General features: G+C 36.9%; 20 protein-coding genes. 3 read left to right on the top strand and 17 right to left on the bottom strand.

The genetic code is table 11. The features are described 5' to 3' along the window. Positions 1–128: 128 nt before the first annotated feature. The 7 genes from OSO01_RS06545 to OSO01_RS06575 all read right to left on the bottom strand — a co-directional run bounded on the left by OSO01_RS06545 (position 129) and on the right by OSO01_RS06575 (position 8,959). On the bottom strand, positions 129–2,063 hold the full coding sequence (locus OSO01_RS06545; protein WP_147209624.1) for a stage V sporulation protein D: 1,935 nt from the start codon (positions 2,061–2,063) through the stop codon (positions 129–131). Positions 2,064–2,565: 502 nt separating this feature from the next. Continuing rightward, positions 2,566–4,830: a penicillin-binding protein gene (locus tag OSO01_RS06550; RefSeq protein WP_147209625.1), complete on the bottom strand. Its 2,265-nt coding sequence runs from the start codon at positions 4,828–4,830 to the stop codon at positions 2,566–2,568. A 17-nt stretch (positions 4,831–4,847) separates the two neighbouring features. Beyond that, on the bottom strand, positions 4,848–5,234 hold the full coding sequence (gene ftsL / locus OSO01_RS06555; RefSeq protein ID WP_307725835.1) for a cell division protein FtsL: 387 nt from the start codon (positions 5,232–5,234) through the stop codon (positions 4,848–4,850). After that, positions 5,219–6,199, bottom strand: coding sequence for a 16S rRNA (cytosine(1402)-N(4))-methyltransferase RsmH (gene rsmH, locus OSO01_RS06560; protein ID WP_147209626.1), 981 nt, complete (start codon positions 6,197–6,199; stop codon positions 5,219–5,221). Before rsmH ends, ftsL begins: the two co-directional genes overlap by 16 nt. Positions 6,200–6,219: 20 nt before the next feature. Continuing rightward, the gene (gene mraZ, locus OSO01_RS06565) at positions 6,220–6,651 is read right to left on the bottom strand and encodes a division/cell wall cluster transcriptional repressor MraZ (RefSeq protein ID WP_147209627.1); all 432 of its coding nucleotides are present in this window, start codon (positions 6,649–6,651) and stop codon (positions 6,220–6,222) included. 196 nt (positions 6,652–6,847) lie between these two features. Further along, on the bottom strand, positions 6,848–8,476 hold the full coding sequence (bshC, locus tag OSO01_RS06570) for a bacillithiol biosynthesis cysteine-adding enzyme BshC (RefSeq protein ID WP_147209628.1): 1,629 nt from the start codon (positions 8,474–8,476) through the stop codon (positions 6,848–6,850). Positions 8,477–8,578: 102 nt separating this feature from the next. Next, the gene (locus tag OSO01_RS06575; protein ID WP_147209629.1) at positions 8,579–8,959 is read right to left on the bottom strand and encodes a DUF3397 domain-containing protein; all 381 of its coding nucleotides are present in this window, start codon (positions 8,957–8,959) and stop codon (positions 8,579–8,581) included. Between the two features lie 363 nt (positions 8,960–9,322). Between OSO01_RS06575 and OSO01_RS06580 the strand changes: the two genes are divergently transcribed. Then, entirely contained in the window at positions 9,323–9,805 is a 483-nt protein-coding gene (locus OSO01_RS06580) for an N-acetyltransferase (RefSeq protein ID WP_147209630.1), read from the top strand. Positions 9,806–10,052: 247 nt separating this feature from the next. Here OSO01_RS06580 and OSO01_RS06585 read toward each other — a convergent pair whose 3' ends face one another. The 3 genes from OSO01_RS06585 to OSO01_RS06595 all read right to left on the bottom strand — a co-directional run bounded on the left by OSO01_RS06585 (position 10,053) and on the right by OSO01_RS06595 (position 11,414). Further along, the gene (locus tag OSO01_RS06585; RefSeq protein WP_147209631.1) at positions 10,053–10,520 is read right to left on the bottom strand and encodes a Myb-like DNA-binding domain-containing protein; all 468 of its coding nucleotides are present in this window, start codon (positions 10,518–10,520) and stop codon (positions 10,053–10,055) included. A gap of 144 nt (positions 10,521–10,664) precedes the next feature. Further along, positions 10,665–10,838 carry a 50S ribosomal protein L32 gene (rpmF, locus tag OSO01_RS06590; RefSeq protein ID WP_077601073.1) on the bottom strand — a complete coding sequence of 58 codons (174 nt, stop codon included), beginning with the start codon at positions 10,836–10,838 and terminating at the stop codon, positions 10,665–10,667. A gap of 45 nt (positions 10,839–10,883) precedes the next feature. After that, a complete protein-coding gene (locus OSO01_RS06595; RefSeq protein WP_147209632.1) occupies positions 10,884–11,414 on the bottom strand; it encodes a YceD family protein in 531 nt (176 codons plus the stop codon). Between the two features lie 312 nt (positions 11,415–11,726). Here OSO01_RS06595 and OSO01_RS06600 point away from each other — a divergent pair, with 312 nt between their 5' ends. Further along, complete coding sequence (locus OSO01_RS06600; RefSeq protein WP_147209633.1) at positions 11,727–12,932, top strand: nucleotidyltransferase; 1,206 nt, start codon at positions 11,727–11,729, stop codon at positions 12,930–12,932. A 166-nt stretch (positions 12,933–13,098) separates the two neighbouring features. On the opposite strand, the gene OSO01_RS06605 is transcribed toward OSO01_RS06600, so the two are convergent. Continuing rightward, the gene (locus OSO01_RS06605) at positions 13,099–14,124 is read right to left on the bottom strand and encodes a SepM family pheromone-processing serine protease (protein WP_147209634.1); all 1,026 of its coding nucleotides are present in this window, start codon (positions 14,122–14,124) and stop codon (positions 13,099–13,101) included. 437 nt (positions 14,125–14,561) lie between these two features. On the opposite strand from OSO01_RS06605, the gene spoVV reads away from it, so the two are divergent. Next, entirely contained in the window at positions 14,562–15,770 is a 1,209-nt protein-coding gene (gene spoVV, locus OSO01_RS06610) for a dipicolinic acid transporter SpoVV (RefSeq protein ID WP_147209635.1), read from the top strand. A 156-nt stretch (positions 15,771–15,926) separates the two neighbouring features. Here the strand turns inward: spoVV and coaD are convergent, their stop codons facing one another. The 6 genes from coaD to ylbD all read right to left on the bottom strand — a co-directional run bounded on the left by coaD (position 15,927) and on the right by ylbD (position 19,394). Further along, a complete protein-coding gene (gene coaD, locus OSO01_RS06615; protein WP_147209687.1) occupies positions 15,927–16,406 on the bottom strand; it encodes a pantetheine-phosphate adenylyltransferase in 480 nt (159 codons plus the stop codon). 3 nt (positions 16,407–16,409) lie between these two features. Continuing rightward, entirely contained in the window at positions 16,410–16,979 is a 570-nt protein-coding gene (gene rsmD / locus OSO01_RS06620) for a 16S rRNA (guanine(966)-N(2))-methyltransferase RsmD (RefSeq protein ID WP_147209636.1), read from the bottom strand. 439 nt (positions 16,980–17,418) lie between these two features. After that, positions 17,419–17,691: a YlbG family protein gene (locus tag OSO01_RS06630; RefSeq protein ID WP_147209638.1), complete on the bottom strand. Its 273-nt coding sequence runs from the start codon at positions 17,689–17,691 to the stop codon at positions 17,419–17,421. Positions 17,692–17,906: 215 nt separating this feature from the next. Continuing rightward, positions 17,907–18,344 (bottom strand): YlbF/YmcA family competence regulator, encoded by a 438-nt coding sequence (locus OSO01_RS06635; RefSeq protein ID WP_147209639.1) that lies wholly within the window; start codon positions 18,342–18,344, stop codon positions 17,907–17,909. Positions 18,345–18,745: 401 nt separating this feature from the next. After that, positions 18,746–18,979 (bottom strand): YlbE-like family protein, encoded by a 234-nt coding sequence (locus OSO01_RS06640; RefSeq protein WP_147209640.1) that lies wholly within the window; start codon positions 18,977–18,979, stop codon positions 18,746–18,748. A gap of 10 nt (positions 18,980–18,989) precedes the next feature. Further along, the gene (ylbD, locus tag OSO01_RS06645; protein WP_147209641.1) at positions 18,990–19,394 is read right to left on the bottom strand and encodes a spore coat protein YlbD; all 405 of its coding nucleotides are present in this window, start codon (positions 19,392–19,394) and stop codon (positions 18,990–18,992) included. Positions 19,395–19,496 lie beyond the last annotated feature (102 nt).

The raw sequence follows: 19,496 nt of genomic DNA on the forward strand, positions 1-19,496 counted from the left end.
ATGTATTCTCAACCAATCTTTGGTTTAAGAGGGTTGCCGAATAAGTTTTTACTTCAGAAAAGCTACTGTTTACATTTTTATATTTGTAGTAAAGATAACAGAATCTATTATAGCAAATTTTTTAGGATTTAACGATCATTTTCATGACCTAAAAATAACCGGATGGTACTTCCAGATTCTAGCATTGTTCCCGCTTTTGGTGACTGATCAATAATTTCATCTCCTTCGCCATTTACTTCAATGGAAAGATCTAAAGGATACTCGGCCAATTTATCCGTACTATCTCCAATAAAATCCGGTACTTCAATTTTAGGCTGGTCTGGCCAGGCATATTCTTTTTCTAATCCGTCTGTACGCTTCTCTACACCCATTGCCCGCAGACTGTCATCAATAATTGTTCCGACTACAGGTGCAGCAACAACACCACCAAATTGAATCGTATTTTTAGGATTATCGACAGCCAGATAAACGACAATTTCAGGATCGTCCGCAGGCGCAAAACCGATAAAGGATACAATATAGTTATTTTCTAAATAACCGCCGTTTGGGCCTACCTTTTGAGCTGTACCCGTCTTACCGCCAACACGATATCCATCCACATAAGCAGGTCTTCCCGTCCCCTGTGCAACGACTGTTTCTAATGTTTCCCGAATCGTTTCCGATGTATCCTGTGAGATTACCTGTCCCTTCAAATTGGGCTCATAGGATTCAACAACTTCTCCGGTTACAGGGTCAACCCATTCCTTAGCAATCATCGGCTCATATAAATAACCGCCGTTTACTGTGGCAGCAACAGCCATCACCTGTTGAATGGGTGTTACAGATACACCCTGTCCAAAGGAAGTAGTCGCTAATTCAACTGGCCCTACATTTTCCGGTTTAAAAAGAATCCCGTTTCCTTCCCCTTGTAAATCAATTCCTGTCTTTTTACCAAATCCAAAGGCATCGATATATGAAAAAAGCTTTTCTGTTCCAATCATTTGTCCTAAATTTACAAACCCCGGGTTACAGGAATTTTGAACAACCTCGAGATAGGACTGATCTCCGTGTCCTCCACGCTTCCAGCAATGGATTGTTGCTCCACCCACTTTAATATCACCATCATCATAAAATCTATCTTTCTCTAAATCAACGACACCTTCTTCTAAAGCAGCTGCTAACGTTATAATTTTAAATGTTGATCCAGGCTCATACGTACTCCAAATAGGCAGATTTCTCCCAAATATAGAAGCATCTACATCCTGATAATTCTCCGGATCAAAATTCGGACGGCTGGACATCCCCAGAACGCCGCCTGTTTTAGGATCGACCGCAATTGCCATCGCTCCGTCTGGATTATATTCAGCTACAATTTGGTCCAGCTCTCTCTCCATAATTGTTGTTACTTTATTATTAATCGTGGTTTTCAAATTCAAGCCATCTTTTGGAGACTTGTATTCGTCCGCAAGCTGATCTAACCTTCCTCCTTTTGCATCTGAGTAAAACGATAAGCTTCCATTCTCACCTTTTAATTTATCATCATAGTATAATTCAAGCCCCATCAATCCCTGGTTGTCTATGCCAGTAAATCCTAACACATGTGATAAAGCACTGTGATTTGGATAATGTCTTTTTGAATCCTTCGCTAAATAAACGCCATCTAAATCTAACTCCCTGATCGCCTGCTCCTGCTCATTATTAATTTTAATACCCTCTGGTCTCACCATTACACTCATAGAATTTTGTGTAACTAATTCCATCATTCTTTCAATCGGCACATCGAGGATTTCCCCCAAAAGTTTGGCAGTATTTTCAGGTTCTTTAATTTGCCGCGGCATTAATAAAACAGTAGGAGCAGTTACATTCTCTGCAAGAATCTCCCCTTCCGAATCAAGAATATAACCTCTTTCTGCAGCAAATGTTATATCTCTTGTCCATAAATCATTGGCACTGTCTGATAAATCATCACTTAATACAAGCTGAACATAGGCCAGTCTTGCAATAATAACAAGGAATACAAGGATCGCAAATAAAAAAACGGTGACAATTCGTTTTTTTATTATAATTGTGGATGCGCGTTTCATGAAAGAACTCCTTTCATCGTGCTTTGTATCCACTATATGAATGAAAAAAATGGAATAGAACAAGCTATCTTTTATAGTTTCCATCTGTATATTTCTATAACAAGCCTGCTGCTCTTCTAAATTTCATCAAGCAAAACGCGATTATTTCATCCAACTCCATCAGGATATGACTCCTTTCATTCGCTGTAGTAACCTAATTGAGCGCAGACCAACCACGTAGACTCCTATGGGAACAGGGCGAGCTGAAGATCCACTTGAAAAGCGGGTTTCTTTTCAAGTTAGCTGAAGCCGTCCCCATGGAAAGCGTAGTGGTTGGTCGGAGCGGTGCTATACATAATTTCCATTTCAACAGAAAGATGATTTAACAACATGCAAGAAGGATAATATAGAACATGTTCATCCTGGAATAGGAAGGTATAGATGCTTATTCTCAGATGCAAAAGTTGCGTTTACAAACAGAAAAAAGCTTGCCGGAAAAGTAATTACTTTTTCGGCAAGCTTTTTATTCTTCTTCCGAACCTTCGTCTTCTGCTGTATCCTCTTCATCATTTTCAGTGTCTGCTTCATCATCTTCACTATCACCAGATGGTGTATCTCCAGAAGGTACTTCTAATTCAAAGCCTAAATAGTCACCTTCTTGAATTGGTTTTCCAACCTCAATGCTTTGGGAAGTAACATAACCATTACCAAATCTTTCTGTCTGTAATTGCAGCATATCAGCAAATTCCATCACTTCTCTTAATGACCAGCCTGTTAAATCTGGCATTGTTGGTTCATCTGTAAGTAATAGAACTTTTTCGTTTGGTAATATTTTATCTCCCGCTTCCATATTACTTGAAATAATTTTTTCTCCTTCACCAATTACAATTGGCCGGAGACCTTTTCCTTCCAAATCAGTCTGAATATTTTCTGTAGATTCATCCACTACTTCTGGAAATTCTACTTCATCAATACCGTCGGATTCATTTTCATCTGGTTCTACATCTAAATAATGGAGACTATTTTCTACCACATTGTTAAAAATAAATGAAAGAGGTGCCGAACCTGATTCTGTATCCTCGAGTTCCGGCTGCTGGATAGATACATAAACCATTAATTTAGGGTCATCCATAGGAGCCATTCCTAAAAAGGAAAACACGTAGTTCTCTCTTCCAGTTAAATAGCCGCCCCCTTCAGGATTTGGCATTTGCGCTGTTCCTGTTTTACCACCGACAATATAATCATCTAACTTATATGGTGCACCAGTACCATTCTCATCATTTACTACGGAGGTTAGCAATTCTCTCATTTGTTCTGCTGTTTCCGCTGAAATCGGCTGACCGACATATTCCGGCTCCGTTTCTTCCATAACATTTCCTGTTGTAGAATCGACAATCTTGTCTACAACATAAGGCTTTACCATTTTCCCGTCATTAACAACCGCTGAAGCAGCTTTCATTTGCTGGATAGGAGTAACTGTTGTCCCCTGCCCAAAGGCCGTTCTTAATTTTTCTGAAGGCCAATTATATTGAATACGGCCGACAGCTTCATCAGGAAGATCAATCCCGGTGGGATCTTCAAACCCAAATGCCTTAATATATTCATAGAATTTATCTGCTCCAATGTCCTCCCAAAGTAATTTAGAAGCAGCTACGTTGGAAGAACGCATAAAACCTTCATCATAAGAAATTTCACCCCAGCCTTTACCCTGGTTATGATCTCTGATCTGCTCAATTCTCTCATTAGGCTGGTATGTTCCTGATTCAAATGTCTCTTCACCATTATAGACTCCCTCTTCAATGGCTGCTGCCCATGTAAAAATCTTGAAGGTAGAGCCGGGTTCAAAAGGAGAAGAAATCGGATCATTATACCAATTTTCAACATTATCAGGACTATTCGGGTTAAAACTTGGACGTGTACTCATCGCAAGAATTTCACCAGTTTTTGGATCCATAACTATTGCGTTCATCTTCGCAGGATTATATTGTTCATCTACTTGAGTCATTACATCTTCTAATAAAGTTTCAATTTTTTGATCAAGTGTTAAATAAACAGCATCTCCGTCTTCCGGCTCTTGAATTATTTCATCAGGATCCAATAGCTTCTTGTTATACCGGTCACGCTGATAAGAAATATACCCATCTTTCCCGCCAAGAACTTCATTCATGACATTTTCCATGCCAGTCACACCAGTAATGTTATGTTCGATACCATCCTCAGTTTCTTCCTCTATCTCACGGGCAAAACCAATAATATGCGACGCAAACATACCATTTGGATAATAGCGCATGGGTTCTTCATCAAAGTAAATTCCCGGAATTTCTGTATCCTCTATTTCCTCTTTAACCTGCTGGGAAAGCTGACGTCCCAACTTTCCAAACTCAACCTGAAATTTCCCTGTATTAACTGCATCATCCAATATACTTTTTATTTCACTTTCATCCACTTCTAAAATAGGCGCCAGCTTTTTTGCTGTTTCCTCTGTATTTGAAACATGCAGGTCTTTTGGTGAATTTTCTGAGTAAGCCTCATCCAATACAGCATACATGCGATATGCAGGGCGGTCATAAGCTAAAACCATGCCATTTTTATCCATGATTTGCCCGCGTTGCGCTTGCATTGTAAAAGAAGCCGAACGCTGCTTCTCTGCCCATTCGTCCAGCGCAACCCCGCTAACTTCACCTGTTGCCTGTATATACATAAACCTTCCTGCAATTACAAGGAATAGAGCAACAAAAATTAGCGTATAAACGCCGGCCATTATGTTTGCCGTCTTATTTTTTTTCATTTTAAAGAAACCCCTTGCTAGTTGTTAACTGTTTCTGCTTGTTTCACTTCCGAATTTTGGATTTTCAATCCATTTTTCTCCGCAATATCAGTAATTCTTTCAGGGCGCGATAATTCTTCCTTCTCAAAATTTAAATTTTCATTTACAATTTTTTGACTGTTTATATTGTTTTCTAATTGCTGCATACCACGATTCAAAGTATCTGTTCCAGAAGCAAAAGAGACGATTCCAATTCCAAATGCTAAAATTGCTGCACTTGTGACGGAATAAATCACTTTTTCTCCTTTGGTAATCCAAGGTGTTTTCTTTACCTTTTTGACTACTGTTTGGGATTCTTCTTGGGGATTATATCGGGGGTTTACTTGCCATTTTCTTGCCTGGTTTTCGCTCATCTCTTTTTCCACCCTTCTTCATAACGGAAATCATTATTCCATTCATTTATTTTTTCGACGATCCGTAATTTCGCTGAACGTGAGCGTCTATTTTCATCCAGCTCATCCATTTGAGCTATAACTGGTTTTCTTGTTATCAATTTAAAAGGAGCCTGATGTGATTCTGGTACAACAGGAATTTGTCTGGGTACAGGTTTATCTGTACTCCACATTTTAAAAGCCTGTTTACAAAGACGATCTTCCAATGAATGGAATGTAATTACTGCAATTCTTCCACTTTCAGCTATTACCTCAGCAGCCTGATGAAGTGCCTGATTAAATACTTCCAGCTCATCATTTACAGCAATACGTATTGCCTGAAAAATACGTTTCGCCGGATGCCCGCCTTTTCTGCGGGCAGGTGCAGGGATAGCATCTTTAATAATTTCTACTAATTCTCCAGTTGTTTCAATTGGCTTTGTTTCTCTTGCCTTTTCAATCTTTCGGGCGATTCCCTTGGAGAATTTTTCTTCACCATATCTGAAAAAAATGGATACCAGCTGTTCATAAGTCCATTCATTCACAACTTCAAAAGCAGAAAGAGACTGGGATTGGTCCATACGCATGTCCAACTTTGCGTCCTGATGGTAACTAAATCCCCTATCAGCCTGGTCCAGTTGTGGAGAGGACACTCCCAAATCAAATAGGATTCCATCAACATGTGTAACACCCTGTTCTGACAGTTTTTCTTTCAATCCCTGGAAGTTTGAATGTATAAATACAACTTTATCCTGATACGTACTCAAATTCTCCTTTGCAGCCTTTAAAGCATTTGTATCTTGATCGAAGGCAAAAAGCTTGCCATTTTCATTAAGCCTTGATGCTATTTCTAAAGAATGACCGCCTCCACCGACAGTACAATCAACATAGATACCATCCGGCTTTATTTCTAATCCTTTTATTGTTTCTTCTTTTAAAACACTGTAATGTTCAAACATCTAAAGCCACCAACTTCTTCTTAAATATCAAAATCCAACAGGTTTTCAGCGATCTCTGCAAATGATTCTTCAGATTCTTCCACATACGTATTCCAGTGATCGCTAGCCCAAAGCTCAACACGATTCGAAACACCAATCACACTGCAATCTTTTTCCAGATTAGCGTACTCTCGCAGATTTGCAGGAATGTTTATTCTTCCCTGTTTATCTATTTCACATTCCATTGCACCGGAGAAAAAGAAACGTGTAAAAGCACGAGCGTCCTTTTTAGTTAGTGGAAGCTGTTTTAACTTTCCTTCCAAAACTTCCCATTCATGCTTGGGGTAAGCGAATAAACATTTATCAAGACCGCGCGTCAATACAAAACTTGCCCCTAAGTCTTCTCTAAACTTAGAAGGGACAATGATTCGTCCTTTTGTATCAATGCTATGCAGGAATTCTCCCATAAACATAAAGACGCCCCCCACTTTCGTAAATTCATAATACCACATCCCCCCACTATGCTCCACCATTTCTTCAAAAATATTTTATATCCTTCATTTAAAGCTTCTGAATTCCTTTTTAAAAACCATAAAAAAAACTGTCATATCAATAGATAGACAGTTTTTATAAAAAATATAAACTTGTGGTGGGGACTTGTGGGGGAATTTACTCAACCACCCAATGTCCGATTTCCATATCAAATGGAAATGCAGTCAGCTGCGAAATAATTTCTATACCATATTGATTTAATAAAAATAACGGATTCCAAATACGTTCCTGCAGACCTCCATATGGATGAAGTACCTGTTCCAACTGATTAAATTCATTTAATTCCCGAGAATGCTTCTTCTCAAATTCTTTATGAAAACGTTTATTCATAAATCGAATATCCTCTAATAGATAAGTTAAATTCTTTTTACTTAGAGCCTGTATGTCATCACCCATTTGATCAGCCATATTCTGAATAGGCAGATGTGCTTCTTTAATTTTTTCAATTACTCCATCCGTTACCCGATCTATTTCCTGTCGTCCGTTCGTTCGCATATACTTCTTCCTTGTTGCCTGGACACCATTTAATATAACATCTTTAACAGTCAACTGATATTTTGTTAATATCTTTTTCGTAGAAGCGTCCAGAAACGTGAATGAAAGCCTTGGAACCACTGGCGGCATTTGCAAGTTCATTGCATGAAAACCCGATTTCAATGCTGCCCAATAAGCTATCTCGCCAGGTCCAGCTATAAAAGCCAAAGTAGGAAACATATATTCCTGCATGATCGGTCTAGTTACGACATTATTACTCAATTTCCAAGGTGTATTTCTGGCAATATTCATCAATTCCTGTTGCGTAAAAGAAATTTCCTGCTGTTTTCCACTCCAGCTTCCATTTTCAGCTGCTTTCAACAAAATTCTTCCTTGCATATCATCATGGTAAAATAAATTCCCGTCTGATTTTTCAGCATCTATAGCAAGTGGGTACTCAAGGCTTTCTAATTCTTTTAGAGTTTCAGCCACAGACTTACTAATTTGCGATTGTTTCTGAATCAATTCCCGAAAACAATCTTTCTCCAGCTTACGGAATGCAGGATTTCCAGAATCCACGAGGACAATCCCATGATTTTCAAACAATACAAAAATAAGACGTGCAAAGAAATCAATATAATTAGCTGCTTGATCCTCTACTTCTTGAATCAGCGTACAAAGTTCTTTTGTATGTGCTGTTTCCGGCAATGCTTCAAAAACAGCTGCAATCCACTTTTGCAATTCCTGCTTATCCAATTCCAGTTCTGAAACAGACTTCTTTCCAGCATCTGTATCTCTGGTATGAAACTTTAATTTTTTAAAGTCTCCGTCTTCTTTTGGACAGTGGATATGATTTATTTCCTCAAAATCATGATCTTCTCCAGCGATCCAAAATACTGGAATAACAGGTGTTCCTAATGCTTCTTCCTGCTGTTTCGCTAACTGAAGAATAGAAATAATTTTATTAATCGTATAGATAGGGCCAGTTAAGAGACCTGCTTGCTGGCCGCCAATGACAACTGTACTCTGCGTATCATTTAAGCGATCAATTTGCTTTAAAGTTTCTTCTGGAGCTCCCCATTCCTTATTTAATTTATGTAATACATTTGTCAATTCATTTCGATTAAACTCTCTTTCTGATACATCTTGCAGCCGTTTATGAAAATCCTTATATGGATGGTAATCAAACAATTTTGTTATATTATCTGCTTCATTTTTATAATCAGCTACCAACTTATTAGCAGCTGGCAAAGTTAATGGATTTATTTGCATATCATTTTCCCCTTATATCGAATTGGATACATTCCGTATTGTACAGAAAAAACAGTAATAATCAAACTAATCTGCTTCCAGAGGAAATTAATTGGAGTTTCCTTACGATAAAACCTCAAAGATGATATAAATGAAGCTTAAAATAATATACGCAGAAGAAAACAATAAAAAGGCACTTCTCCAAACAATTTTAATTGCTTTGGAAACTTCTATTTCTGTCTGATTTCGATATTGATGAATTAAGATCCCCGCCAGACTGATTAAGAACAACAGGATAATCCATCCGAAAAAACTTTGGTCAAATAAAAGCTGTAATAAAATGCCGACACCTAAAATAAAAAATATCGCTGACCATTGGACAGCATTATGTACCGCTTTCCACGTATGTTTTTTAGTAAGCTTTGTTATCCAATATGCCAAAAAAGTAACAATGAATGGAAATGCAATAAAAAGAGCCAGTGTATAATAAATATAATCTCTCATTCTTTCCCCCCTGCCTAAGAAAAACCAAGAAAATCATTTGGTCTTTAAAATACTGATGTTCTTGCCGAGGAGATGTCCGCTACGGAAAGCGTAGTGTATTTCTGGGATTGCGATTACTCACCCCATAAAAATCGTTGGAGCGGCTATCCTCAGCATTTTATACTTTCTTACTCTTAAAAAAAACAAATAATTCCTAAAAAAGATACATAGATGTGATTTATTTTAGCTGATTTCGTAGGAAAATAACAGAAATAATTTTAAATTTGTCTCCTATGTATTATAATTTAGACAAAGAAGGAAATCCACATTCATCTTTAAATGTTCTTAATGAATAAGATACTACACTATGCAGGAGGAGTTAATATGGGAAATATAAAGATAGAAAATTTACTCATCAATTTTAAAACACTGGAAAAATTTAAGCGTTTTCGCGAATACGGTAATCAAGAATTGACGATGATGGAAGATTTGGAGAATAAGATTATTGAGAATAATAGTAAATCCCCTTTTTACGGAATCTATATTGGTGATAACTTAATAGCCAGAATGAGTTTGTACGAAGTGAGTAAGAAATATGATTTTTACTTTGAACCTTCGCAGGATTATCTAACATTGTGGAAATTAGAAGTACTTCCTGACTATCAAGGGAAGGGCTATGGAAAAGCACTTGTAGATTTTGCCAAAAGCTTTAATCTCCCTATCAAAACAAGTCCGAGAATTAACTCACATGGTTTTTGGGAAAAGATGCACTTTATCAAGCCGCATTATGAAATGGAACGTGATTTGGGAGAAAATCCATTACTCTGGTTGCCTGAAGGCGTTGAAGAAAAAGACACGAAGCAATAAGCTTCCTGTCTTTTTTTTCATATTTAGAAAGTATAAAATTCCAGCGTACGTTTTGGTGGGACAAGCAATCGTAGTTCCAGGCACAGCCCTAGACCCATAGAAATATTTCCAGTTAGTAACATTTCAAAATGTATATCGTAAGAATTGAATAGCTGTAACCCTGACCGGTTAAATTTTAAAAATAGTTTTTATAAATGCGTGTTAAAAAAAGATTTGAATTAATTCCCAGAAATCAGGGCGAAGCGGTTTACAATCGGGTCTTTTGAACATCCTCTATAAGATGATTTATTTTCCCCCATACAGTTTCATATACTTCAATCCTCTTTTTTAAATCTCTATTTTCCTGAAGGGCTTCATTTAATTCTTCACGTTTCACAAAATCTTCCTGCTGCGGCATATCTGTCCGCATTTTTTCTAGCAGTTGAATGGCAGTATCAATAGAATGAATGGAGGAAGTTTCTATTGCTGGATAAGTGATTCGCTGCTTTAACCCTGCTTTTCTTTTTTCTTTTGCAGCTTGAACTTGCTCCTGACATTGCTTCCTTATCTTTGCATTCCAACGAAATCCGCATGCTGCTGCTGTTCTGGATAATTTTTCGGCAACTTCTTTAAATGCTTCTAATTGTGTTCTGCCTTCCTGGATACACTGTAATACTGTATCTGCTAATAATCTGTCTTCTTCTTCCGTCCAAGCATCCTGTCTTGTATCGTTCATAACATACCTCCTAATAGGGTTTGCTATCAATGTATGCAAAAAATAGGTATGCTAGAATCGTTTTATATTAAAATTATCCAAATCACTTCATTTTCCCCATAAAAAAACAGACCACGAATTGTGATCTGCTTTTATTATTTGGGATTAGTTACTTACAACTTCTTTTCCATCATAATGTCCGCAAGATTTGCAAACATGATGAGGTTTTGTTAATTCACCACAGTTAGAGCATTCTACCATACCAGGTACGTGTAATTTTTTATGCGTACGGCGTTGGTTTTTTACTTTTTTGGAAGTTCTTCTTTTAGGTACTGCCATGACTTACACCTCCTTCAAAATGAAAGTAAAACTTGAATCAGATTCTTATTTTTCTTTCTGGTTATTATTAAGGAGAGATTCCAATTTTTTTAGTCTTGGATCGATGGACTTCTCTTCCTTAGTTTCAGATACAAATTCCCAGTCCTTCCCACTAGAAGGAGCTGCCTCATCCGAATCAGCGTTATCAGCAAAAACGCGGAATGGAATTTCCAATAATATATTTTCCTTGATATATGGTGTTAAGTCAAGAACTTCTCCCTGAATTGGATGAATTTCTTGTTCCTGTTCTTCTCTTCCATAATAAGCAGACGCAGAAAAGACCTCGTTTGCATCTATTTGAAACGGATAAGGAACGTCCACCAATGTACGGGCACAAGGGAGTGTCATTTCTCCTTTTAAATGAAAGTTCACATAGAACTCTTCACCATGCATGGTTATTTGCCCTGTCACATGCACTGGAGAAATTTTACGAATATCATTATTCATCATTTCCAGTTCTGTCACATCTGCTTGGCCATCAAAGAAATACGGCTCATTTACGGAACCTTTTCTAATCTGATTAATAGTTAATTTCATTAAAATCACCTCTAGGCAACAAGATAAATGATAAAAGAAAATGCCACGTTTGTCAATATATTTTCTTTACAGAAGTAGTATTACCTAACAAAATAAGTACAAAACGTCAGCTAAACTCATTTTCACAGCAATTTTCCCTTATATCATCCTTTTGCTTTTATTATTATTACTGTTATTATTTTAATGCTTAATATGTATGAAATTATAACCTTTTTATAAGTGAATATCCAAACATAATACATATATTTTCGTAACTCTGTTTACAGCTCTGAATATGTTAAAATAGAATTACTTAAAAATAGAGGTGAGTGCATGAAAGCTTGCGGTTTAGTTGTAGAATATAACCCTTTCCATTATGGGCATCAATATCATTTAAAACAAGCAAAAGAAAAAACAAATGCTGATTGTGTCATTGCTGTTATGAGCGGGAACTTTTTACAGCGTGGCGAGCCAGCTATTATGGATAAATACAGCCGGGCCAAGGCAGCAATTCTTGGGGGAGTCGATCTGGTTATAGAGCTGCCTTATGTTTATGCTGTTCAGTACAGCGATTATTTTGCCAAAGGAGCGATTGACATCCTCTATCATTCTGGAGTAAATTCAATATGCTTTGGCAGTGAATCTGGAAATATCAATTCTTTTTCAGATGCTTATCTGCTCAAAAAACAGCATCATGATCAATATGAAGCTCACGTGAAAACATACTTAAATGAGGGATATGCATACCCTGATGCAGCAACAAAAGCTTATCAAAGTATTTTTGGCATTTCTAGTATACTTGATATGTCCAAACCAAATAATATATTAGGTTTAAGTTATGTTCAGGCAATTAAAGACTCTCAGTATCCTATAAAGCCTATTACAATTAAACGTATTCAGAATAATTATCATGATACTGCAATCACAGGGAATATTGCCAGCGCGACAAGTATCCGTAAAGAAGTGCTTAAGAATCCTTCTGCCTCTGAAACGGCGGCAGAAACAATGCCGGCAACTACTTTAGATATTCTAAAAAGTTATAAATATGAAGCAGGCTGCTGGCACGATTGGGAGTTATATTTTCCTTTTTTAAAATATCGTGTGGAAACGATGACTTTAACGGAACTGCAACAAATAGAAGGCATTATAGAGGGTCTTGAACATCGAATCGCACGTACCGCTTCAGAAGCTTCATCTTTTCAAGAATGGATGACTGCTTTAAAAACAAAACGGTATACATGGACTAGACTTCAGCGTATATTTGTTCATATTTTAACTAACAAAAAAAAAGAAGAGAATATGCTAGCAAATAATATTGGGTACATGCGAGTTCTTGCTATGAATAAAACTGGACAAGCTTATCTAAATCAACAGAAAAAGCAAACTGAGCTGCCATTTATTACAAAAATTAATCAAATACAGCATCCATTCCTGCAAACAGAAGAGAGAGCTGCCAAAGCATTTTACAGTGTCTTGCCCGGCAGTAAACATCGTAAATTCTTCTTACAGGAAATTAAATCTCCGATAATTATTAAGTGAAATTCTTTTCAGCAAGAGTTTTCGTTTTCTTCCATTGGATGGTATTACAGAAAATATTTGCTGTCGGAAATCGTAATTACTTGTCCTATCAAAGAAATTGATTTCTGCTTAATTTTAAAAATAAAAGGATTTCCGTATCAAGGTATGATACGGAAATCCTTTTATTTTATTCATCAGTGATGCTCTCTAAATACTCAACCGCATCTTCAAAAGTATCTACTGGAACGATTTTCATATCTGTTCCTATACTTTCTGCAGTCTCAGCCGCCACTTGATAATTTGAGCCTTCACGTCCGCCTTCATTTGGAGCAAAGAAAATGTCGACTCCCTCTTTGTCGGATGCTACGACTTTCTTGTCTATTCCTCCGATCCGGCCAACATTTCCATCATAATCAATTTCACCAGTTCCACCAATTTGTTTGCCGTCAGTTAAGTCTTCTTCTACTAACTGGTCATAAATCTCTAATGAAAACATTAGTCCTGCACTTGGACCGCCTATACTGCCACTGGAAAAATGAATTTTTGGATTTACCGTAACTTCCCGGTCTGTCACAAGATTAATTCCAATTCCTATACGGCTGCCTTCATCATCTAACGGTTCTAACGCCATATCTGCTGTATGCTCTTCATCATCTCTTTCATACATAACAGTTACAGTATCTCCCGCTTCTTTCCCGTCAATATAATTAATCAAATCTTGAGATTCATGGACTTCTGTATCATCAATCCCAATAATCCGGTCGCCGCTTTCTAATTTACCTTCTGCAGGCAGTCCTTCCACTGCGGCAACTACATATACACCATTGTAAGAAATATCTATATCTTTATCAGCCGCTTCATAAGCGACCACTGTTGCAGCTTCCTGAGAGCTTTCCATCACTTGAAGCTGTGCAGCCATATAATCTTCCTGGGTCATTCCTTCCGGGAATACCTGATCTAACGGTAGAATATCATGATGCGGTAATAATAAAGCAGCGGCATACAAAACGGGTGTGGCCTGCATTCCGCTGACAGTTACTAAATGCATATCACCTTCACTCAAATAGCCGTCTTCCACTTCTACAATAGGATCTAACGGGTCAGCTCCACCTGGTTTTTGTATATAATACGGTAATTGATAAACTCCTAAGAAGTAAACAATTAATACAACTGCTAATAAACCTATAACTCTCTTTTTCGATAAACGAAACACTTGTTATTCCCCTTCCTGGCACCCTTACTAAAAATATATCTATGGCATATTTTCATATGGTATTCGCGTATATATATCGTATATAACAAATTTATCACAGTGTAACTGGCTGTAAGAACTCCCTCTTCAAGGATAGAGAATAAATGAATATTCTAAACGGAAGCCGGACAGCCAGTAACATCCCGATTGGTTCAAGGGTCTTTAGGGAGGTCGCTTTCTGGTCATACCTTTAGGTACATACCCTTGTAGTACCGTCAATCAGCAGGGCAAAAAGAAAACCCCGCTGATTAAAGTTTCACTTTATTTTATTAAAATTATACATCGGACAAGCTAGCATTATTCTACTACTTCCCACAATAATTGTACAGAGTGGATACTTCATTAAAGAAAGTATAGGCAACATAATGACACTTTCTTTCTAATAGGGGGACATCAGATTGAAGCAAAAACTAAAAACACTCGGCTATGCTGGCATATCAATTTTTTTATGCCTCAGTTTAATACGGTTTCCAGATCAGGCATTAGAGGCAGCTATCCGCGGATTAAATATGTGGTGGGAGGTTGTGTTTCCGTCACTGTTACCATTTTTTATAACTGCTGAGCTATTGTTAGCATTTGGAGTTGTTAAATTTTTAGGTGTTTTATTTGAACCGATTATGAGGCCATTATTTAATATACCTGGCGCCGGCAGTTTCGGATGGATCATGGGAATGGCAAGCGGTTACCCGACAGGGGCAAAAATAGCAGCAAGGCTCCGGGAAGAAAAACAAGTAACACAGATAGAGGCGGAAAGATTGGTATCCTTCACAAATAACTCCAGTCCTCTCTTTATATTTGGAGCAATTTCTGCAGGCTTTTTTTATAACATTAAGCTGGGTTTGCTGCTGGCAATTTGCCATTATTCAGCAAATACCATTGTCGGAGTCATCATGCGTTTCCATGGAAAAAAACAGGAACAGCACTTGACCAAGAAAAAAAGATATCCATTTTCACTGAGAAGAGCATTTCAAGAGATGCACCGAAACCGTTTAAAGAATACTCGCCCCTTTGGCGAAATATTGGGAGATGCAGTACTAAATTCGATCCAGACACTTGTTATGGTCGGTGGTTTTATAATTTTATTTTCTGTATTGATCAAACTTCTTTTTCTGATGGATATAACACCGATTATTGCATCTTTTATTGAACCAGTTCTTCCTATTTTTGAAATGCCAAAGGAATTGGGCCTGCCGTTCATTTCAGGGTTATTCGAAATTACTGTTGGATCGAACTTAATATCGCAGGTAACAACTGATTCTTTATTACAAAAAGCAATTTTAATCAGTTTCATCCTTGGATTTAACGGATTATCCATACAAGCACAGGTTGCCAGTATTTTAGCTAAGACAGATATCCGTTTCTACCCATATTTTTTAGCACGGCTCTTACATGGCACAATCGCTGTCATTCTAACCATTTTATTATACAAGCCATTATATCTTGATCGAATCGTTATCAATTCTAATGAAATTCCTGCTGCAACAATGCAAGATTCCTCGATTTGGATGAATACTTACTTTTTTTTACAGAGTATTGGCCCATCAATAACAATATTAAGTTTGGCAGCAGCTTCCTTTATTATTATCTATAAAATAAAAAAGAGATAAATTATATTCTTACTGCACAAACAAAAGAGAGCCGGATAAATCAGGCTCTCTTCATTGTAAAATAGGAATAAATATATCCACTGTATGAATTGCATTTTTTCATGTCAGTAAGTTTTAGCTTATATGTAATAAACAGAAATCATGCATTCAACATTTTTATTTAAATTTCTCCTTAAGCGCCTGCTCCACAACATCTGGAACGAGACCAGAAATATTCCCCTGATATTTAGCAGCTTCCTTTACCATGCTCGAACTTAAGAAAGAATATTTTGTATTTGTCATCATAAATAAGGTTTCTACATCTTCATTTAACTTCCGGTTCATCGAGGTAATCTGCATCTCATATTCAAAATCACTGACTGCACGCAATCCTCTGATTACAGCTGTCGCACCTATTTCTCTCGCATAATCCATAAGTAATCCGCTGGAAGAATCCACTCGTACATTGGGGAGATCCTTTAATGATTCCTCTAATAACTGTTTTCTTTCTTCGACAGTGAAGAGTGGTGATTTAGATTGATTATTAAACACTGTAACTACTACCTCTTCAAAAACTTTTGCACCGCGACTGATAATATCTAAGTGCCCGTTTGTAACTGGATCAAAACTCCCGGGGCATATCGCTAGTTTTCTCATCATTCATGCTTCCTCACTTTCTTCGATTTGGTAAATAGTAACTTGAACTAAGCCGCCATAATCTGCTTGTTTCACTGCTTTTAAAGATTTATACGTATTTGGCAGCATGTTAGACTTATCATGCTCACAATATACAATTGCATTCTTTTTAAGCATTTGATTATCGAGAAGGTAATCAAGTAATTTTAAATAGTCTTTATTTTTATACGGCGGGTCCAGAAGTACTAAATCGAATTGCAATTCACGTTTCGCAATTGCCTTTAAAGCACGCTGAGCATCATTTCGATATACTTCTGCCTGCTTTTCTAATTTTAGTGTTTTCAAATTCTCTTTAATGATTTGTATTGCCTTTGGATGCTTGTCTACAAAAATCACCTTAGACATCTCTCTGCTCAATGCTTCAATTCCAAGTGATCCGCTTCCAGCAAATAAATCTAATCCCAATCCGCCTGAAAAAAAAGGACCCATTATTTGAAATACAGCTTCTTTTACTTTATCAGTAGTTGGCCTTGTAGACTCGCCAGCAACACTTTTTAAACCTCTTCCTTTATGTATTCCAGCTATTACACGCACTCCAGGTCACCTCAGCTCTTTTTGGCTCGTCAATAGTCTACCACGATTCTTAGCTTTAGCAAATTATTTTATTTTGGGATGTATATTATTTTTTGCTTTGTCTATAATAACATAATGATTCAGCTAAACATGATTTAGTTGAAACGGAAGAAGGCTTATTCTTCCCCATAAGCTCTTCATCCGGTTTCTCCTCTCCCTTTAGCCTTTTATTTTTATTTAAAAATAAAAGCACCTGCAGTAGTTTTGACTGCAGGTTTTTTCTTTTTATATGCAATTTTATCGTAGCTTAGTCTGCTGTATAAATCCCGCTTCTGGAAATAAGGAAAAAAATAAATTCTAAGGAGGGGAGCGAGTAAACTCATGTCCACTCACTTTATCATAATATCATCCTCAATAAAAATTCCTGTTGCAAAATACAAGCTGTTCTATTCAATCACACTTAAATTCCCATTTTATAATCATATTGCTTCGCCTTATCCGGTTTTGCATTTTCATAATTTGTCGGAATAAATGGCTTTTGGGATCGTTCCACTTTAGAAACGAAAGCAAACTGATTAAACTTTTTTTCAATCGCATCAATATCCTCGCGATTAACATAAATAACAGCATATCTATGTTTTTTAGATACATGAATAAGGTGACCATGTTTTTTTAGTTGTCTGACATTTTTCATATGTTGAAACCAGACAACAATTCCCTGCCTTTCTATCATGCTGCCATCCTCCCTTTTGTTTATATGTATAAAACGAAACTTGATATAGTGGAATGTTTTTTCCACTATATCCTAGTTGAATTGATCAGGAAATGAAATGACCGTTTTTATCCTAATCATATTAATAAATTTCTTCTATATTCTATGGCGAAAATTACGGATATTCATCCTGTGACAAAGCAGGGTGTCTGCTCTACAGAACCTGCATGATTTTGTTATGATGCACAGCCGCAAGCTCCGCCACTCCCGCAGCCACAGCCGCTGTCTGTCAATGCTGCACCATCTTTAGGTGCTTTTATCTGCTCACTGACACTCTCAGCTACAAACTGGCTAATTTCATCCAAAAGTTTTTGCAGATTTCTTTCAGCAATTTTAAAAGCGGCTACTTTATTATGCATATCCATATCACGCTTTTTGGAACGCACCTGCTTCATAATATCATAATAATCCGGATGATACCTGCCGAACCGCTGTACATCTTCATAATGCTCTTTAACATCGGCAAATGTTTTAATTAGGTTCTGCGCTTCCTTATCTTCATCCAGGGCTTTCTTTGCTGATTGATATTGTTCCATTACATCGGATTGTAAAATCATTTTTCCAACAAATTCCGATTCATCTAATATATCTACATATTCCATTGTAGCAATCATTTTCACACCTCCGCGAACAAACAAATAAATGTAATAAAAAGAGATTATCTCTTAAGTAAGGTTTATGCCATTAACTATTAAAATAGATGTTATTTAGCTTAGCTTTATTATTAATCCTTAATAGTTATCCTTTTTATCATACCATTTTATGATTTGAAAGAAAACAGAGGCGACTTCTGAAAATTAAACAATATAAATTATTGAAAATGGTTTTAGAGGGACTGGTAACCACAGCAATGTTGTCCAGTTAACGTGGCTGCTACTGCAGGTTATGATAAGCTGAGTCACCTTAGGTTTCAGAAAAACACTGCTCTTTCCGAAACACTTGATATACTGGCGTCGGCGTTATAACGCCGACGTCGATTTCTCAGCCTGCAATGAGGTTATTTGTTCTTTTGGCTTTAATCCTTCATCGATTTAGCCATCTCCGCAAACATTCTTACCATTTGTAATTGATTCGAGAAGTTATCTACTTTTTGGGGAAATGTTTTTCCATAAAATTTCTTTGCTTCTTTTTTTAGTTCGGTAAGACGATTAGGATCTCGCATCAAATAGCGATACCATATCGGATGATACCGGACAAATTCTGCAATATCTGGATTTTGTTTAAGATAAGTAATTACTTCATTATCCATTTTATCCCCTCTAATCTCTTCTTAATGAAAAAGGAGCATTAGGTGCCTTATTAGCAGAAGGCTTTTTAATATCACCAATCATTTCCTGGACAGTACCAATAGCTTTACTTAACTGCTCAATTTGTCCTTGTACCTTTTCTGTATCTAAATTTTGTGTGTAGTCCATAATCTGCCGGATAAGATCAGAATGATCCGTTTTCTTGCCTTTTTTGCTTTCTTGATTCTCCGGTTGTGTATCAATATCAGGTTCTTCGGTTTTAAATTCTTTCCAGAAAGGATCATCTTCATCTAAAATTGCCCACTTCTCATAAAATTCCTGCCATCCCCTGCCACTTTTTCTGATTTCCTCTAATAACTTAGGATGGCGATTCACAAAGTTTTTAAATGCTGCAACACTGGGATGTAATTGATTCATTCTCTCACCGTCCTTTTTTACAACTTCCTACAATAACTTATGTAAATTGCTTAAAAATGTGCTTATGACTCAGAATCCAAAATGTAAGCAGGGCCGTTTTTA

It is taken from the genome of Oceanobacillus sojae (assembly GCF_007991515.1).
GTDB lineage: Bacteria > Bacillota > Bacilli > Bacillales > Amphibacillaceae > Oceanobacillus > Oceanobacillus sojae.

What these genes read in the sequence shown, in the direction of transcription:
- mraZ (WP_147209627.1), bottom strand. Translation starts at nt 6,651, where the DNA reads ATGTTTATGGGAGAATTCCTGCATAGCATTGATACAAAAGGACGAATC.
- OSO01_RS06580 (WP_147209630.1), top strand. Translation starts at nt 9,323, where the DNA reads ATGGGAAATATAAAGATAGAAAATTTACTCATCAATTTTAAAACACTG.
- OSO01_RS06550 (WP_147209625.1), bottom strand. Translation starts at nt 4,830, where the DNA reads ATGAAAAAAAATAAGACGGCAAACATAATGGCCGGCGTTTATACGCTA.
- OSO01_RS06600 (WP_147209633.1), top strand. Translation starts at nt 11,727, where the DNA reads ATGAAAGCTTGCGGTTTAGTTGTAGAATATAACCCTTTCCATTATGGG.
- OSO01_RS06545 (WP_147209624.1), bottom strand. Translation starts at nt 2,063, where the DNA reads ATGAAACGCGCATCCACAATTATAATAAAAAAACGAATTGTCACCGTT.
- rsmH (WP_147209626.1), bottom strand. Translation starts at nt 6,199, where the DNA reads ATGTTTGAACATTACAGTGTTTTAAAAGAAGAAACAATAAAAGGATTA.
- OSO01_RS06585 (WP_147209631.1), bottom strand. Translation starts at nt 10,520, where the DNA reads ATGAACGATACAAGACAGGATGCTTGGACGGAAGAAGAAGACAGATTA.
- OSO01_RS06635 (WP_147209639.1), bottom strand. Translation starts at nt 18,344, where the DNA reads ATGATTGCTACAATGGAATATGTAGATATATTAGATGAATCGGAATTT.
- OSO01_RS06575 (WP_147209629.1), bottom strand. Translation starts at nt 8,959, where the DNA reads ATGAGAGATTATATTTATTATACACTGGCTCTTTTTATTGCATTTCCA.
- bshC (WP_147209628.1), bottom strand. Translation starts at nt 8,476, where the DNA reads ATGCAAATAAATCCATTAACTTTGCCAGCTGCTAATAAGTTGGTAGCT.
- OSO01_RS06595 (WP_147209632.1), bottom strand. Translation starts at nt 11,414, where the DNA reads ATGAAATTAACTATTAATCAGATTAGAAAAGGTTCCGTAAATGAGCCG.
- coaD (WP_147209687.1), bottom strand. Translation starts at nt 16,406, where the DNA reads ATGAGAAAACTAGCGATATGCCCCGGGAGTTTTGATCCAGTTACAAAC.
- OSO01_RS06640 (WP_147209640.1), bottom strand. Translation starts at nt 18,979, where the DNA reads ATGGATAATGAAGTAATTACTTATCTTAAACAAAATCCAGATATTGCA.
- ylbD (WP_147209641.1), bottom strand. Translation starts at nt 19,394, where the DNA reads ATGAATCAATTACATCCCAGTGTTGCAGCATTTAAAAACTTTGTGAAT.
- OSO01_RS06630 (WP_147209638.1), bottom strand. Translation starts at nt 17,691, where the DNA reads ATGATAGAAAGGCAGGGAATTGTTGTCTGGTTTCAACATATGAAAAAT.
- rpmF (WP_077601073.1), bottom strand. Translation starts at nt 10,838, where the DNA reads ATGGCAGTACCTAAAAGAAGAACTTCCAAAAAAGTAAAAAACCAACGC.